14 protein-coding genes and 1 tRNA gene are annotated in these 16,488 nt (G+C 67.0%); 5 read left to right on the top strand and 10 right to left on the bottom strand.

What is annotated here, in order from left to right; translation table 11 throughout:
• Positions 1-17: 17 nt before the first annotated feature.
• Together HF877_RS12705 and HF877_RS21345 are read right to left on the bottom strand one after the other, a co-directional pair.
• Entirely contained in the window at positions 18-1,145 is a 1,128-nt protein-coding gene (locus tag HF877_RS12705) for a methyltransferase (RefSeq protein ID WP_346765135.1), read from the bottom strand.
• Positions 1,139-1,498: a hypothetical protein gene (locus HF877_RS21345; RefSeq protein ID WP_240952338.1), complete on the bottom strand. Its 360-nt coding sequence runs from the start codon at positions 1,496-1,498 to the stop codon at positions 1,139-1,141. The genes HF877_RS12705 and HF877_RS21345 overlap by 7 nt, the downstream gene beginning before the upstream one ends.
• Positions 1,499-1,659: 161 nt before the next feature.
• On the opposite strand from HF877_RS21345, the gene HF877_RS12700 reads away from it, so the two are divergent.
• Together HF877_RS12700 and HF877_RS12695 are read left to right on the top strand one after the other, a co-directional pair.
• Complete coding sequence (locus HF877_RS12700; protein ID WP_169621530.1) at positions 1,660-5,145, top strand: serine/threonine-protein kinase; 3,486 nt, start codon at positions 1,660-1,662, stop codon at positions 5,143-5,145.
• A 115-nt stretch (positions 5,146-5,260) separates the two neighbouring features.
• Positions 5,261-6,280, top strand: coding sequence for a magnesium transporter CorA family protein (locus HF877_RS12695; RefSeq protein ID WP_169621529.1), 1,020 nt, complete (start codon positions 5,261-5,263; stop codon positions 6,278-6,280).
• 27 nt (positions 6,281-6,307) lie between these two features.
• On the opposite strand, the gene HF877_RS12690 is transcribed toward HF877_RS12695, so the two are convergent.
• A complete protein-coding gene (locus tag HF877_RS12690) occupies positions 6,308-6,469 on the bottom strand; it encodes a hypothetical protein (RefSeq protein ID WP_169621528.1) in 162 nt (53 codons plus the stop codon).
• A 138-nt stretch (positions 6,470-6,607) separates the two neighbouring features.
• On the opposite strand from HF877_RS12690, the gene HF877_RS12685 reads away from it, so the two are divergent.
• Entirely contained in the window at positions 6,608-6,808 is a 201-nt protein-coding gene (locus HF877_RS12685) for a CsbD family protein (protein ID WP_169621527.1), read from the top strand.
• Positions 6,809-6,880: 72 nt separating this feature from the next.
• Here HF877_RS12685 and HF877_RS12680 read toward each other — a convergent pair whose 3' ends face one another.
• Positions 6,881-7,072 carry a hypothetical protein gene (locus HF877_RS12680; RefSeq protein WP_169621526.1) on the bottom strand — a complete coding sequence of 64 codons (192 nt, stop codon included), beginning with the start codon at positions 7,070-7,072 and terminating at the stop codon, positions 6,881-6,883.
• Between the two features lie 327 nt (positions 7,073-7,399).
• Positions 7,400-9,220 (bottom strand): hypothetical protein, encoded by a 1,821-nt coding sequence (locus HF877_RS12675; RefSeq protein ID WP_240952335.1) that lies wholly within the window; start codon positions 9,218-9,220, stop codon positions 7,400-7,402.
• 1,150 nt (positions 9,221-10,370) lie between these two features.
• Between HF877_RS12675 and HF877_RS12670 the strand changes: the two genes are divergently transcribed.
• The gene (locus tag HF877_RS12670; protein WP_169621525.1) at positions 10,371-11,117 is read left to right on the top strand and encodes a GAF and ANTAR domain-containing protein; all 747 of its coding nucleotides are present in this window, start codon (positions 10,371-10,373) and stop codon (positions 11,115-11,117) included.
• Between the two features lie 163 nt (positions 11,118-11,280).
• Here the strand turns inward: HF877_RS12670 and HF877_RS12665 are convergent, their stop codons facing one another.
• Positions 11,281-12,939, bottom strand: a complete 1,659-nt coding sequence (locus tag HF877_RS12665) for a sensor histidine kinase (protein ID WP_169621524.1) — start codon at positions 12,937-12,939, stop codon at positions 11,281-11,283.
• Positions 12,940-13,324: 385 nt separating this feature from the next.
• Between HF877_RS12665 and HF877_RS21170 the strand changes: the two genes are divergently transcribed.
• The gene (locus HF877_RS21170) at positions 13,325-13,879 is read left to right on the top strand and encodes a hypothetical protein (protein WP_206037047.1); all 555 of its coding nucleotides are present in this window, start codon (positions 13,325-13,327) and stop codon (positions 13,877-13,879) included.
• 341 nt (positions 13,880-14,220) lie between these two features.
• Here the strand turns inward: HF877_RS21170 and HF877_RS12650 are convergent.
• The 4 genes from HF877_RS12650 to HF877_RS12635 form a co-directional block, all read right to left on the bottom strand.
• A tRNA-Leu gene (locus HF877_RS12650) sits at positions 14,221-14,294 on the bottom strand.
• Between the two features lie 12 nt (positions 14,295-14,306).
• Entirely contained in the window at positions 14,307-15,254 is a 948-nt protein-coding gene (locus tag HF877_RS12645; protein ID WP_169621705.1) for a Ppx/GppA phosphatase family protein, read from the bottom strand.
• 2 nt (positions 15,255-15,256) lie between these two features.
• Positions 15,257-15,784, bottom strand: a complete 528-nt coding sequence (locus HF877_RS12640; RefSeq protein WP_169621523.1) for a DUF501 domain-containing protein — start codon at positions 15,782-15,784, stop codon at positions 15,257-15,259.
• Positions 15,781-16,488 carry a septum formation initiator family protein gene (locus tag HF877_RS12635; protein WP_169621522.1) on the bottom strand — a complete coding sequence of 236 codons (708 nt, stop codon included), beginning with the start codon at positions 16,486-16,488 and terminating at the stop codon, positions 15,781-15,783. The genes HF877_RS12640 and HF877_RS12635 overlap by 4 nt, the downstream gene beginning before the upstream one ends.

The following is a 16,488-nucleotide window of genomic DNA, read 5'->3' as shown; positions in this document are numbered from 1 at the left end:
CCCGGACGAATCGGACTCTACCGGGTGCGCACCGATCGAGTCACGGTGAACTTGGGGTTGCGGCCCTCGACACTCGTGGCGCCGACCACCCGTTTCAGGATGGGGCGGTAGCGCAGGTGCGAGTTGTACACCGTCCACATCTCTCCTCCCGGACGCAGGATGCGACCCGCCGCGGCGAACATCTTCTCCGCGGCGCCGGTGTGGACGGCCGCACCGATGTGGAAGGGCGGGTTGCACACCACGAGGTCGACGGAGGCGTCGGGCAGCGAGCCTGCGACGTCGTCGCGCAGCGCATCGACGCGGTCGGCGACGCCGTTCGCGGATGCGGTCGCCGCGGCCGAGTCCACCGCGGCGGCCGACTGATCGGTGGCGATCACCCGCATGTCCGGGTGCTGCCGCGCGAGCACGGTCGCCAGGATGCCGGTGCCGCATCCGAGGTCCACGGCGACGGATGCGTCCGGTGCCGTTCGCGGCAGGAAGTCGAGGAGGAAGCGGGTGCCGATATCCAGTCGCGGGCCGGCGAACGCGGCGCCGTGCGCGACGACGACCAGGTCGAGTTCGGGGAGGGTTTCCCGTACCGGATAGGTGCTCGGGCCCGGGATCGGCCCGCGCGCGGTGACCACGCGCGACTTCTGCCTCCCCCGTGACGCCCGGACCTCGGCGAAAGATCGTGCGAGCACGTCGTTCATGGCGACGGTGATGTGCTTGTCCCGGCCACCGGCGAAGACGACGACTTCCGGGTCGGCGTGCCGGGCGATCGCTTCGGCTGTCTCGGTGAGCGCGCCGAGCGAACGCGGCAGGCGCAGGAGCACGACGCGGGCGCCGCGGAGGAGTTGTTCGTCCAGACCGTGTGACGCGTACCGGTCTGCGAGGTTCTCACGGGAAGCGTTGGCGGCCAGGGCGCGCTCGGCCACGATCGAATCCTGATGGACGCGCAGGCCGGATGCCTCGTAGCGGACCGCCGCGCCGAGGGTCAGGGCACCGTACTGGTCGTCGATCACGACGACGGTGCCGTCGGGAGCCGCCTCGAGGGCCGGGCAGGCTTCGTCGAGGATCAGCCGGTCCGCGGCATCGACAGCGAACAGATTGGGCGCTTCCACATCCGGGAAGCGCCGCAACCTGTCGAACAGCGGGTCTGTCAGCACTCGCCCTTGCCGGCGTTCTCGATGGCGCGGAGCGTGTCTGCCTGCTGCTCTACGTCGAGCTCCTGCCACTGCGGGAGCTGCTGCTGCGCATCCGCGACGGCCTGCGCTGCCTGGGCACGATCCTGTCCCCATTCCTCGAGCTCGTCGAGGTACGGAACGAGAGCGTCGCAGTTCTCGTCGTAGCTGTTGCCGAGCTGCACACCTGCACCACCCTGCGCCGACGAGGCGCTCGTGGTGGTTGTGGTGGTCGTGGTGGTGGTCTCGTCGGCCGATGCGGTTCCGTCCGAGGATCCGCACGCCGACGCGAGCAGGACCACGCCTGCGCCGAACAGCGCCGCGACAGTCTTCTTCATTGATGTCCCACTTCTGATAGCAGTGTTGTTGGACCGGTCCGTTGGCATCGTTGCCAGGGTCCGGTCGGATCACGGTAAACGAGGGCGTGCGAACGATCCGCGTCGGGAGTGCACATTTCGGGACTACGCTGAAGAAACGGCCCCGCGAGGTGATCGAAACGATGCCCGATTACGAGTTGATCTCCACCCAGCGCGCCCCGGCGCCGACGGTGGACACTGCCGAAATCGTGCGTTCGCTGGCCGATGCGGGATTCACCGACGCCGAAGAAATCGGCCGCGGCGGTTTCGGAATCGTCTTCCGCTGCCGACAGGAGTCGCTGGACCGGACGGTCGCGGTGAAGGTGCTCCGCACGACCCTCGATCCCGACAACCTCGAACGATTCCTGCGGGAACAGCGCGCGATGGGCCGGCTCTCGGGCCACCCGAACATCGTCAACGTGCTGCAGGCCGGGACCACGGACTCGAACCAGCCTTACCTGGTGATGCACTACCACCCGCACGACTCGCTCGACACGCGGATCCGCAAGCACGGCCCGTTGCCGTGGCCGGAGGCGATACGGATCGGCGTGAAAGTCGCCGGAGCACTCGAGACCGCCCACCGTGCAGACGTCCTGCACCGGGACGTCAAGCCCGGCAACATCCTCATCACCGAATACGGCGAGCCCCAGCTCACCGACTTCGGCATCGCGCACGTGGGGGGCGGCTTCCGCACGACACCCGGGATGATCACCGGATCGCCCGCGTTCACCGCCCCCGAGGTCCTGCGCGGCGGGCAGCCGACACCGGCGTCGGATCTGTACGGGCTCGCCGCCACCTTGTTCTGCGCGATCACAGGTCACGCGGCCTTCGAACGCAAGGTGGGTGAGCGGGTCGTCGCCCAGTTCGTGCGGATGACGTCCGAGCCCGTCCCGGACCTTCGGGGCTCCGGTATCCCGGATGATCTGTGCGTCGCCCTCGAGAGCGGAATGGCGCCCGACCCCGAGGATCGTCCGGCGTCCGCCGCGGAGTTCGGTGAGCTTCTCCGTGCAATCGAGTGGCGTCACGGTCTGAAGGTCGACGACATGGCGCTGCCCTCGTCGCCGCCTGCGGATCTCACGGACGCGCGGGCGGACGCACCTCCGGAGACGGGCCACCCGCCTACCGCTGCCGTCACGCCGCGGTCGACTGCCCCCGCCACCCGTTTCCGTCCTCCGCTGCCTGCCCGGCCGCTCGTCCACCGAACCCGCTTGCTTCGACTGCTCCGCTCCGGGCAGAGTCGGCGGCTCACTGCCATCCACGGCCCGACCGGATTCGGGAAGTCGACTCTCGCGGCGCAATGGCGGGACGTGCTCACAGCCGAAGGTGTTCCCGTCGCGTGGCTCACCGTGGACAGCGACGACAACGACGTCACCTGGTTTCTCGCGCACCTGATCGAAGCCGTCAAGCAACTCCACCCCGCGCTCGCCCGCGACCTCGCGCAGATTCTGCAGGCGCACGGTGACGAGGCGACCCGTTACGTCCTGAGTACGCTCATCGACGAGATCTTCCGGACCGGTGAGCCGACGACGCTCGTGGTCGACGACTGGCATCGTGTCACCTCACAGGAAACCGTTGCGGCTCTCGAACTTCTGATCGAGCAAGGGCCACCGAACCTGCACGTCGTCGTCACCAGCCGCAGCCGGGCCGGATTACCGCTCAGCCGCATGCGCGTGCGCGACGAGCTGCTGGAAGTCGACTCGGCCGCATTGCGTTTCGACGACCAGGAGTCCGAGGCGTTTCTTCGCGACGTCGGGGGCCTGCATCTGTCTCCCGACGACGTACAGCGATTGAACAACACCACCGAAGGCTGGGCCGCTGCCCTGCAACTCGCGTCGTTGTCGTTGCGGGACAGCGACGATCCGTCGGCCATGATCGAGAATCTGAGCGGTCGCCACCACGCGATCGGTGAATACCTCGCCGAGAACGTACTTTCCACGCTCGAGCCGGAGATGTACGAGTTCCTCACGGCGATTTCGGTCACGCACTCCATCTGTGCCGGACTCGCCACAGCACTGACCGGCGAGCCGCACAGCCAGGCGATGCTCGAGGACGCGGAACAACGCGACTTGTTCCTTCGTCCGGTGGACGACGAACGCGTCTGGTTCCGCTTCCATCACCTGTTCCGCGAGTTCCTGCGCCGACGCCTCGAACGCGACCATCCCGAGCGCATCCCCGCACTGCACCGCGCCGCCGCGCAGTGGTGCGCGCGGCACCACCTGATCCGCGAGTCCGTCGACCACGCGCTCGCCGCCGGTGACACGGCATTCGCGGTGGATCTGGTGGCCACGGACGGCATGTCCCTGATGGAGCAGGGGCATATGGGCACTCTCCTGGCCCAGATCGACAAGCTGCCACCTCGGGCGGTCGCCGACGACCCCCGTCTGCTGTTGAGTCGAAGCTGGGCCGACGCTGCGCTGCAGCGGTTCTCGGAGGCACGGGGGGCGCTTGCCGCCATTCCGGCCGCATGCGCCCGAAGCACTCTCCCCTCGTCCGAACTCGATGCGCTCCTCGTCGAGACCCGCGTGGCCGAAGCGGCGCTCCTGATGAACGCCGATCAGGTCCGGGGGATCGCAGAGTTGGTGGAACCGGTCCTCGCCGAACCCCAGGATGCCCGTCCCTGGGCGGTAGGCTCCGCGTCCGTCCTCGCGTCCTACGCGGACCTCCTGTGTTTCGAATTCGACAGTGCGCGGCGCCGTCAGGAGTGGGCCCGGCCTTACCACGAGCGCGCACGCGGGCAGTTCGCGTCGATCTACGGGATGTGCCTGTGCGGCATGGCCGCGAACGAACAACTCGACGTTGCGGGCGCCGAGGAGTACTTCCGCAGGGCATTGCGCGCGGCTCGGAACAGCAGCGGAATCCACAGCCACGCGGGTCGGCTGTCGGCTGCGATGCTCGGCGAGATGATGTACGAGCAGGGACGAATCACTGAGGCGGAAGCCTTGCTCGACGAGAGCAAATTACTCGGAATCGAGGGTGGCATAGCCGATTTCATGATGGCTCGCTTTGCCACCGCAGCTCGGCTGAAGTTACTGCGCGGAGACAGGGATGCCGCCCTCGAACTGCTCGACGAAGGACTTCGGGCGGCGTCGACACACGAACTTCCGCGCCTGCGAGCACGAATCGAGAACGAACGTCTGCGTTTGGGTTTCGACCCCGAGGTACCGCCGCACCGAACGATGCCGGATCCCGATACGCCCCTCGCGGTGGGACCGGAAGAGGTCACCGCGCAATACGAGGACGCTACCGCGATCCGTCTGCTCTACCGCACCGGCGAGCCGGCCGCCGTGGCCGAATCCGTGGAGTGGGCGCGGTGGTGGCAACGCCGGACCGCAGGCCGTCGCCCGCGGACTCACATGAGTTACACCCGGCTCGTCGTGGCATGCCTCCACGCCGCCGGGCGGTACGAGGAAGCGGAGCGAACCGTTGCGCCGCTCGTCGCGCTGTGCGGGGAGCGCGGATTGGTGCGGCATCTCATCGACGGTGGCCCGCACGTGGTCGCGGTGCTCCAGTCGTTGCAGGACAGGGTGCGCACCGGCACGCTGCCCGGAGGGTGGCCCATCGTCGACGAGGCATTCCTCGCCGAAATGCTCCGACTGGCCGACGCCGGAGGTGTCAGCACCCGAATGTGACGGCCGGAACGGTTGCACGCAGGGACACGCGCCCCGTCGTCACCCGCGACGAACCGGTTCGAGAACACGGGCTCGACCCTGCACACACCGGGAGCGAGTCGGGCAGACTGCGAGAATGACCACCATCCACGACGGCCAGGTCCGCACACGGGTGTGGCGCAGCGGAAAAGTCGAGGGTGACAACGTCCCGTTCGCCGACATCTCGGACTACCTGCAGGACCCCGACTGCCTCGTATGGGTGGATCTTCTCGATCCGAAACCGGAGAGACTGTTCGCGCTGGCGGAGGAGCTGAGCTTCGACCCCCACGCGGTGGAAGATGCGCTCGCGCGCGGCGAACGCACCAAAGCGACGCGCTATGCGACGCACACCTTCCTCACCGTCTACGCCACGCACCTCGCGACCGGCCCTGATCCCGCGGTGGAGGCGTACGAATCCCGGCTGAGCACGACGCGGATCTCGGCATTCCTTCTGCCCGGGTGCCTGGTCACCGTCCGTAGCCGCGGCCCGTTCGACATGGACGATGTGGTGACCCGCTGGGACGCAAACCCCGACCTGCTGAAATTCGGCACCGCTGCGTTGCTGCACGGCCTGCTCGACGTGGTCGTCGACGGGCAATTCGACACCATCCGTGACCTCGACGACGCGATCGAGGAGATCGAGGACGGGTTGTTCGCCGACGAGGCCCAGCCGAAGCAGATCCAGCGGGCTGTCTACAGGCTCCGCAAGGAACTGGTTCAGCTGCGCAGGGTCGTGCTGCCGATGCGAGAGGTCGTCAACGCGGTGATGCACTTTCGCGCCGAACACGGTATCACGCCCGGGCTGGACGGTTGGTACACCGACCTCTACGACCACGTTCTCCGTGCCACGGAATGGACCGAATCGCTACGCGACATGGTCACGACCGTCTTCGAGACGAATCTGTCGCTGCAGGATGCCCGTCTCAACACCGTCATGAAGAAGCTGACCGGCTGGGCCGCGATCATCGCGGTGCCGACCGCTGTGACCGGCTGGTTCGGGATGAACGTGCCGTTTCCCGGCTCGGGAGAGGAAATGGGCGTCCTCGCGGTCGCTGTCATCGTCTTCTTCTCCGCAGCCGTGCTGTTCGTGCTGTTCAAACGCCGCGACTGGCTCTAGGCCGACCGGTCTCCGCTCGGGCGATCGCTAGAGGAAGACCATGATCAGCGCGATGATCAGCGCAATGATCACCAGCACCGTGACCACGCGCCACACCGCCGCTGCCCCGCCACCGGACCGGTTGCGCGTCAGTTCGGGATCGGCATCGGGGGCATCGCCGATGGGGTCGCCGCTGTTCGGGTCGGACATTTTCTCCTCCTCATGGGTCTACCCAGGCAGTGTTACACGGTCGGCCGCATTCGGCGCCGCTTGCCGGTTCGCGGTTTCGCTGCGTGCCGGCCGGGTATCCGGAGAGAGAACCGTCCGTCAAACAAGGAGGACCGACCGATGGCCGATTTCATCGACAAGGCGAAGCACAAGGCAGAAGAACTGGCCGGCAAGGCCAAGGAGCACGGTGGCAAGGCCACCAACGATCGTGATCTCGAGGCCGAAGGCAAGGGCCAGCAGACCAAGGGCGGCATGAAGCAGGCCGGTGACAAGGTCACCGACGCCGCAGACGACGTCAAGAGGTCGTTCAAGCAGGACTGACATCCCTGCCGACATCCGGGCCGGGGGCCGCGCATCGTGCGCGGCCCCCGGCCCGTTTCGCGTGGGACAACCTCAGGACGCGCCCTCGGTGTCGTCGAAGAAGTGCCAGGTTCCGTCTTCGTCGTTCTGGGCCTCCATCCGCCAGCCGAGTTCGCTGTTGTCGGCACGCTTGTCGACGAACCACGCGTGCGCGTCATCGGCACTGGCGATTTCCTTGGTCTCGACGATGTCGCCCTTGGGATCGATCACTCTGTAATTAGCCATGCCCGAGTACTTCCCGGCGGAGCCCCGGCCCTAAACCTCCTTTTCCTCCCCGCTCGCGCCGCCCCGCTCCCGCCGTGTCGCACAGCGGGACCGCGACCCAGGGGTGTAGGGTGGAGAAATCGCACGGCTCGCAGCCTCCGAGCTATCTTCTTCGGACGGGCCTCGATGATCTTCTTCGATCTGCACCCGAGTACCCGCGCATACACCGCGCGACCTCGCTGTTTGCACCTCGTCGCTCCCCTTCGGCCGGAGTTGTCCGCGCCGAACCCGAAAGGACCACCATGAGTAGCTACACCGAAGCCAACAATCCCTTGTTCCTGCAGCCGGTCAACCCGAACGAGCCGGAGCAGGTCGAGCCTGTCGCGCCTGCCGCGCAGGTCGGCCCCTACGACTACAGCTCGATCTTCTCCGGTCGCCCCTGACGGCCTGCGGTGTCGCGAACTCCACGAGAGCTCGCGACACCGGTTCGCCGTGCCCGTCGTTCTGATCGGCTGCCGCGGTGAGAACGTCGATGTGGTTGTACCCGGGAAGGGTGATCGCCACAGCGTTCGGATGGTTCGACGCCGGGAGCGTGATTCCACCGCTCCCGCGCAACGTGAGGACCGGGTTCCTCGTCACCCCGTCGCGGTACAGATGATGCGCCGCAAACGACGGGGCCGTACTCTGCGCGAGATCCGACGGTAAGCGCATCGGGAAGTACCACTCGGTGAAATCCAACGGCGGCTCGGACAGGTTGCGCGCCAACTCGTTTATCGATGTCACCTCACCGGCCCGAGAGGTATACCGGCTTTCCTCCGGCAACGACGCTTCGGTACCCACCTCGTCGTAATCGAGCCACCGGTAGATCACCTCGGGGTCGCCGTATACCGCCGGCGACGCCTTCGGGGCGTCCCCGAAGGATCCCGATTCGAGTATCTCCGGAGTGGACGGCACCGGGAACACCTTGTCCTGCACGGGCCCTCCGGTCATGAACCCGACACTCGCCTGCAAGAACCCCAGCGGCTGTGAGTTGTCGTCCAGGAGGGCGCCGAGCACCGCTTCATTGGTGGCGTTGAGCGTCCGCACATCGGGTACACCCGTCGCGAACATCTCCGGATCCTTCGCCAGCAACGTACGCAGCGTCCAGTTCACGTTCGCGTTGTCGGGCATCCGCGACACGATGTCGTTGACCCCGTCGGGGTCCAACCGTGCCGCAAGCCCTGCCAGCGCAAGGGTATTCGTGGTTTCGGGGTTGATGACCGCGGGAAGTTGCAGGACCGGACTCGCCGTGGAGGCCGCTCCGAGGAAGATCTCGAGCGGTGCGGCCAATGCTTCGGGTACGTCGGGTTGCTGCCCGGAACTCGGGAACGGCGCGCCCGCACGAATAACGGTATCGAGCGCGAAATAGCCCGAGCACTGGTTGTAGCCGGCGTCGTCGGTGGTGGCAGGGTCGGCGTCGAAATCCCATTCCGCGAAGTAGCCGGTGATGAAACCGCCCATCGAGTGCCCACCGCAGAGCACCTTCTCCTTGCGGACCTTCTGGTCCGGAAACTCGTGTCGCAGAAGGTCGTACTGGTCGCGCAGGGTCTGCTCGAGACCCACATGTGCGAGCCACGCGACATCCGACCCTGTCGCATGTCCTTCGAAGCGTGCGCCGTCGATCTCGGCGTCGCGGAAGTAGTAGTCGGTGGCCGTATCCAGATCGCCCGTCTCGAGCGCGGCGCGCATCCCGACGTGGTCCTCGAGACAGTTGGAGCGCCGGTCGAGGGCCCAGAACTCGACGTGCAGGCCGCGCTCTGAGGCCGCCACCACCGTATTGCGAGCCACACTCTCGAATGCCCCTGCGCCCTCGAAGATTCCGGGCTGTGCGACGAAGATGCGATCGGCATCCCCGGACTCGACGGGGCCGTCGACCGACCGCCACCGCAGATACGACAGTCGGTCGCACTCCGGTGGGTGCGGCCCCACCTCCGGCGGTAACGGCACGGCGATGGACACGACCGACCCCGCAACCTTCTCGGCGAGCGGCGCTGTGGACAGGTACGGAACCTCGGTCCGGTCTCCGGCCTGCGCGTGGGCCACCCCCGGGAGGACCACCATGCCGGCACCGGCCGTCGCCGCGAGCAGCACCGACATCGACGCCCGCGCGACCGCATCCACGATCTTCATGTGTCCCCCCACCGAGTCCCTCGGATCGAACCGCACCGGGTGGCGTATGGCAACCCCGCCGTCCGGAATCTGTCGATTCCACCACGGTGGGTGCGACGGTGACGTGGAATACCGCATTCGGCGGCAGCGCTTCGCAGGTTCGGTCAGGCGCGGCGCTCCGGGACGGTCCCGGCCCCCGGCCGGGTGGCTCGTCGGCCGACCCGGACCCCGGCCGGGGTCGAACGATCCCGGAGCGCGCGTCGTATTACCCGTTCACCTTCGCCGAAGGTCCCTATCGGTAAGGCCGTTCGTCCTCAATCCTGACGACCTTCGGCGCGAATACGTATTGCCGGCCCAGATTTCCCCGCAGGGTGACGGAGGCGGCCGGCTGGGGATATGAGATTCCGGCGTCACTTGCCCGTGTTCGAACGGCCGTGATCACTCGACCCGCGGTTGCGCCGCCTGCGGAGGAAGTTCGACACCGCCAACAACGATTTCGACGTCTTCGTCGGGTGCCCTTTTCGGCGCTGCAGAACACCGGCAACGAGAGACAAACCCCCGGCGACCAGCGGAACTGCCAGCGAGAGCAGCACCCATCGACGGACCGGCTTACTGAGCAGAGCCCACATGTGAAGTCCTTTCACCCATACGCCGCCTCGTCGATCGAGGCGACGGTCGTGCCATCCATGGACGGCCGACGTCTTTCCCTCTTATCTATGCCCAGAGTGCCCTCCACCTATTCCCTCCTGCGGCGATGAAGATCATCCGGCACAACGCAATCGGATTCGGCGTCACGGCAGGCGAAAGCCCCCTCGAGGGCCCGGCACGGAAAGATCGGCGCCCCTTCCGCTCGGGTACGATTCCCCGGGGTTAAAGAGAAGCCCTTGATCGTCAATCGTGTCCGCGGTGTCGAGTGCGAGTTTTCGAACCGGCGGGATCGGGTCTGTTTCAGGAGAAACCCTTCAATGAGAGTTGTTCCCGCGTCGAATGCTCGGCCGGTCTCCCCTCCCCGCGGTCCAGGGGGAATCGGGGCTTCGGATCGCCGTGCGTCGCGTCACCGGTGGTGCCCGCCGAGCACAGTCGGCCGACACCCGTGTTCGTCTGAGCCGGTAGAGATCTCGAGTGCTTCCGAGTGCATGCACCGAGATTCCGGTCGCCCGGTGGTTACCGCATGACGGACCACGACGGGAACGGATCCTCGACCGTCACCCCGGCGTCGAACAACGCCGATCCCGCAACTGTGTTCACTGCCCTGGCCGAGATCCTGTACGGCGGCGCCGACGCTTCCGAGGTGTACTCGGCGATCTGCGTGGCCGCAACCCTGCTCGTGCCCGGCTGTGACCACGCGAGCGTGATGCTGCGCCGCAACGGAGAGTTCGTCCTCGTCGCCGCCAGCGACGATGTCGCTGCGGCCATCGATTCCCACGAGCGGCACCTCGGTGAGGGACCCTGCCTGGACGCGATCGAGGAAGAGGTTCCGCAGATCGAGGCAGATCTGCGGAACGGCTCGTCGTGGCCCGCACTCGCCCGGGCGGTGGTCGAGTCCACCCCCGTGCGCGGAGCAATGGGTTTCCGGTTGCTGATCGACGAACGGAAGGTCGGGGCACTGAATCTGTTCTCGGATACTGTCGGCGCGTTCACTTCCGCGGCCGCGGCCGACCATGCCAGCATGCTGGCGGCGTTCGCCTCGGTCACTGCCACCGCAGTCGGCCGCGGCGAAGACATCGACTCGCTGCGTAGCGGTTTGGTGAGCAATCGGGAGATCGGCAAAGCAGTCGGCCTCGTGATGGCGGCCCAGGACCTCACAGCCGACGAGGCGTTCGACCTTCTGCGGCGCACGTCGCAGCAAGTCAATCTCAAGGTTGCGGATCTGGCCCGCACCGTCGTCGAGAATCATTCCGTCGGCAAGGACCGCTGAGCCCCGACGGCGGCGTGAGCTACTGCTCTGAACTCACGCCGCCTGGGTCCGACCACCCGCCCGGGCAGATGTCAAACCTCTCTCTCCGGTACCCCGCCCTCACTGCACGGAAACCCGCGGGATCGACAGCACCGCCATGTCCCCCGGCGGCGCCGGAACTGCGCTAGGAGCGCGCCGCGCCGGGCAGGCCCGCGGGGTGAACGGCTCCCGATGGTCCCAGCTCGGTCTGGGTTTTCGCGCCGACGAGTGTGAAGCACACGCGGGCTCCCTCCGTCCACGTGGTGTCGATCCAGATGTTGCCCCCGTGGTAGTCGACGATCTTTCGGCATACGGCCAGACCGATACCGGTCCCGGTGTAGACGTCCCGGGCATGCAAGCGCTGGAAGATGACGAAGACTTTTTCCGCGAATTCGGCGGGGATACCGATGCCGTTGTCGCTGACGGAGAACTCCCAGCCGGCCGCGTCGTCCTCCGCGTCCACCCTCTCGCACGTGATCCGGACGACGGGAGTCCGGTCGGGATGCCGGAACTTGATCGCATTGGCCAGCAGGTTCTGCCAAAGCATCGTCAGCAGGGTGGGGTCACCGGTCAGCTCGGGCATCTTCTCGGGCCGCTCGATGCGGGCCTGTGCCTCGTCGATCATGATCGCGAGATTGGACTGCGCCTTGTCCAAGGTCTTGTCCAGGTCCACGCGCAGACGCGCGTCGTTGACCCGGCCCACGCGGGAGAACGCCAGCAGGTCGTTGATGAGGACCTGCATACGTTTCGCCCCGTCGACCGCGAAGGCGATGTACTGGGCACCCCGGTCGTCGAGTTTGTCTCCGTAGCGCTTCTCGAGCAACTGGCAGAAGGAGGCAACCTTGCGCAGCGGTTCCTGCAGGTCGTGCGACGCAACGTAGGCGAACTGCTCCAGTTCGGTGTTGGAGCGTCGAAGCTCGTCGGCCTGGGCATCGAGATCGGCGGTCTGACGAGCTAGCTTGTCCTGCTGCCGGCGTGCATCGGTCAATGCCTGGGCGATGTGCCCGCGCATCGCCTCCACGTCCGTCGCAAGGTCCCGGATGTCCTTCGGGCCCTGCGGGTAGATGTGCTGATCGAAGTTCCCGTCACCGGCAACCCGCCGCGTCGCCGCCCGGAGCCGGAGAAGTGGCGTGGCGACCAGGTTGTGCACGAGCACGACCATGAGTGCGCCGGTGAACAGGAAACCGACCACCATCGCCACGAGGACAGAATTGCGGACGGTGCGGGCTTGCACGAGCCCCTCGTAACCGTCCGCCTGAGCCTGGACGAGGATCGTGTTCTGGTCCTCGAATTGGGAGCGCAGCACGTCGAAGGCGGCACGTCCGCGTTCGATCTCCGCGATATCGGTTCGCTCGGTCCCGCTCGGCGGTGCATCCACGAGCGGCTCTGCGTACTCGGCACGCCATGCCGCCGCATTCGAGGTGATGGTGTCGAGGTTGGCGAGCGCATCGTCGTGGCCGGCCATCAGGGTGCGCAGCCGCTCCACGGAGTTCCGCTCGGCCTCGAGCCCGGTGAGGTACGGCTCGAGAAAGCCCGGGTCTCCGGTGAGGGCATAACCACGCGCTCCGGTCTCCTGGTTGAGCAGAGCAGACTGGAACCGGTACGCCTCGACCTGTGCCGGCTGGATGTCCACGACCAACTGGTCGGTGATCCGGGCGGTCCGGTCGATGAAGTAGGTACCGATAACCGTGCCCACCAGAAGGAACACCGCCAGGGCTGCGAACGCAACCTGGAACCAGCCCTGGACAGTCATCCGGGAACGGATCTGTTCGCTCTTGGGTTCGGGTAACGAAGGATCTCTCATGCTCGCTTAGGTCCTGTTCTTTCCACTTCGCGCCGCACACCGGTCCGATGTCCGCGTGCGTTTCCGATCCGAGCGAGACGGGACGACCCTGCACGCGGCAGGGGTACCGACATCGAGAACACCGCCGTAGCGTACTGGGAGGAATCGGACACGGGTAATCGCACGGCATCGATGGTCTTTTCCTGCCCGTCCGAACGAATTGCAGCCGGACACGCTCGGGTCCCGGGCGGCTCGGGACCGATCCCGGCCGGCGTCCGGGCATGAGCGGACGAGCCACAACGGGATCGCGACGAGCGGAGCGTCACCGTGCCCGAATTGCCGCCATCATCATCGAACCGAGGACGCGAGCACGACCACGTGGCATCGTTGAAGAGCGGGTACCTGCATGTTCACCGAGCACCACACCGTAGGCCTGGAGGCCACCATGCTCATTCTCCTCGGACTCGGTCTCCTGCTCGCAGCCGTCGTCGTCGGGGTTGTCGGCGTATTGACCAACGGCGGCGAGGAACACACGATCACCGACGGGTTCTCCGTCTTCGGCTACGAGGTCACCGGCTCCACCGGGACCCTGTTCCTCTACGGCATCGTCGTGGGCGCTGTCGGCCTGCTCGGGCTGGCTCTGCTCATGTCCGGGGCGCGGCGATCGTCCCGGCGTACCAGAACTGCCCGCCGCGAGGCGAAGGACGCCCGCAAAGAAGCAGCGAAAGCACAAAAGGACCGGGATCGCATCGCGGAACAGAACAGCACGCTCGTCTCGGATGCGAATACCGCCCGCACCACACCTGCCACCGACACCGCGTCCACCACCGGCACCGCACCCACCACCGGGACGACACCCAGCACCGGGACGACACCCAGCGGAACGACATCACCCACCGACACGACGTCGCACGGAGCCCATCAACGCGGCGCGCGGTACACGGGAGAAGAACGGCCCTGAACGCCCCTGGAGGCGCCATGGGCACCGAGTCCTGTCCATCGGCGAAGTCGACGCCCGCACACGCCTGAGCATCGACGCGCGCCGCTTCCACGAACGGGGAAGGCGCATATCGTCCGCCGCAACGAAGTACTTCGGGTCGCCGCGAACGTTGCTGCTACACCGAAGCTCCGACGCCCAAGGATCGGCAGGGGCGCTTTGTGTGCGGGACGACACCGACGACACCAACTCGTTCGCGGTCGGTGGACTCAGTCGTCGGACGACGGCCCCGGTCCGGTCGTGGCGTACCGGGCGGCGATGGTGCGGACCGCCTCGTCGACCACCTGGGCGACGGTACACATAGGTGCCCCCAGTGGGACTCGAACCCACACTTGGCGGATTTTAAGTCCGCTGCCTCTGCCAATTGGGCTATAGGGGCGTCCGGAACACCCTAGCGCGTGACGGACTGGGCGATCCCGTCCAGGATGTCGTGCTCGCTCACAACGAGTTCGGTGATGCCGGCGCGGCGTCGGAGTTCGTCGGCGAGGACGGTGGTGACGATTGCGCCGCCGCCGATGACGTCCACCCGGCCGGGGTGCATCGGCCCGAGAGCAGCACGTTTCTCGCGGGTCGCGGCGAGCAGTCCGTCGCACACCTGCCGGAGGCGGTCGAACCCGACGGTCGACAGATGCACCCTGTCGGGATCGTAGGTGTCGAGGTCGTTGCCGAGCGCGGCAAGGGTGGTCATGGTGCCTGCGACTCCGACCCAGGTACGGGCGCGCTCGACCGGAACGTGCGCGAGCGCCTCTGCGATCTTTGCCGCGGCGATCTCCCGCGCCTCCGAGACCTGCTCGGCGGTGGGCGGATCGTCGTGCAGACACCTCTCCGTGAGGCGCACGCACCCGATGTCGGTGGAATACGCTGCGTGAACACCGTTCTCGTCGCCCAGCACCACCTCGGTGGAGCCGCCACCCAGATCGACGACGACGAAAGGTCCCCTGGCGGCATCGAGTTCACCGACGGCACCGGCGAAGGACAAACGCGCCTCTTCGTCCCCGGTGATGACTTCGGCTTCGGCGCCGGGAATCACGGCTCCGAGCACCTCGCGGGTCATGGAGAAGAAGTCTTCCCGATTCTGCGCGTCGCGTGTCGCCGATGTCGCGACCATCCGCACCCCGGTCGCACCGGTGTCGCGAATGATGCCGGCGTACTCGGTGAGCGCCACACGGGTTCGCTCGATCGCCTCGGGAGCGAGACGGCCCGTCGCATCGACGCCCTGCCCCAACCGGACGACGCGCATCAGCCGGGTGACATCGGTGAGGGTGCCGTCGTCGGCGATGTCCGCGACGAGCAGGCGAATGGAGTTGGTCCCGCAGTCGATGCCCGCTACGCGAGACACGCTCACTGCGCTTCCCCACGGAGTTCGGCGTAGGTGGGCCAGTCGGCAGGAACAGCGGTGCCGCGCAATCCGGCGTCTGCGGCGAGGGCGACGGATTCGTCGCCGAGCCGGTTGAGACCCGGGCCCTTCGCGAGCGAATGTGCGATCAGAACGTGCAGGCACTTGACCCGATCGGGCATGCCTCCGCCGGTGAAATCGGTACCCAGCGACTCGATGGCGTTACGTTCGGCGAGGTACGACTCGTGGGCACGCCGGTACGAGGACGCGAGTTCGGGATCGGTGCCGAGCCGTTCGGTCATTTCCCGCATCACACCTGCGGACTCCTGCCGGCTCGCTTCCGCGGTGAGGCGGGGATCGGTCAGGTAGTACAGCGTCGGGAACGGTGTGCCGTCCGGCAGCTTCGGCGCGGTTTTGACCACGCCGGGCACGCCGTCGGGGCAACGGTAGGCGATGGCCAGGACGCCGCGGGGTTCGCGCCCGAGCTGTGCTGCGACGGCGTCGAGGTCTTCCTGCGTCACTGAATCGGTCACCCGGGGATATCTCCTGGTTCTGGGGGTGCCACAGGCATCGGCTGCGGCAGTGGTTCGGTTTCGGGTTCGGGAGGCGGTTCGGCCACCGAACGCCACAGGTCGCTGTACCAGGCTCCGGTGGTCGGCGACTCCGGTTCTTCTTCTTCGAGTTCGGGCGGCACGTCGCCGGGCAACTGCACCATGTACGGAATGTCGCCGGGCATCACGAAGCGCAACCGCTCACGTGCCTGCGCCCGGATCCACGCCGGGTCTTCGATGTGCGCCTTCATCTCTTCGAGCGCGGCGATCTCCGTCTCGAGCTGCTCCCGTTCGCGAGCGAGCTGCTCGGCTTCGGAGCGCTGGCTCACGTACGTGCGCAACGGCACCGCGAGCGTCAATGCGAGCGCACACACGACCAGCGCGAGGATGGCCGCGCGCCCCGTGGACAGACCGAGAAAGGTGCGTTCCCGGTGGTCCCGGCGCGCGGCGTCGGTCGCACCGACCCGGGTGGGCCGGGCGCGACCGGAGGCTCCGGAACGCCCGCGACCGGGCGACGAATGGACGGGGTCCTCGCGTCCGGCCGGACGGGCTCCGGCGCTCTCGGTACCGCTGTCGACCGGAGCGGTAGATCCCGTGGGGCGTGCCCGGCTGGGCCGCCGCGCACTTGCCGCACCTTCGGTGCGGGCTCGACGGGCGCCGGGCCGGGATCTACCGCGCTGGTTCAT

This window comes from Rhodococcus sp. BL-253-APC-6A1W (assembly GCF_012843405.1).
In the GTDB taxonomy this organism is placed as follows: domain Bacteria; phylum Actinomycetota; class Actinomycetes; order Mycobacteriales; family Mycobacteriaceae; genus Rhodococcus.
The sequence above is the reverse complement of the archived record's forward strand: the minus strand, read 5'-3'. Positions and strand labels throughout refer to the sequence as shown.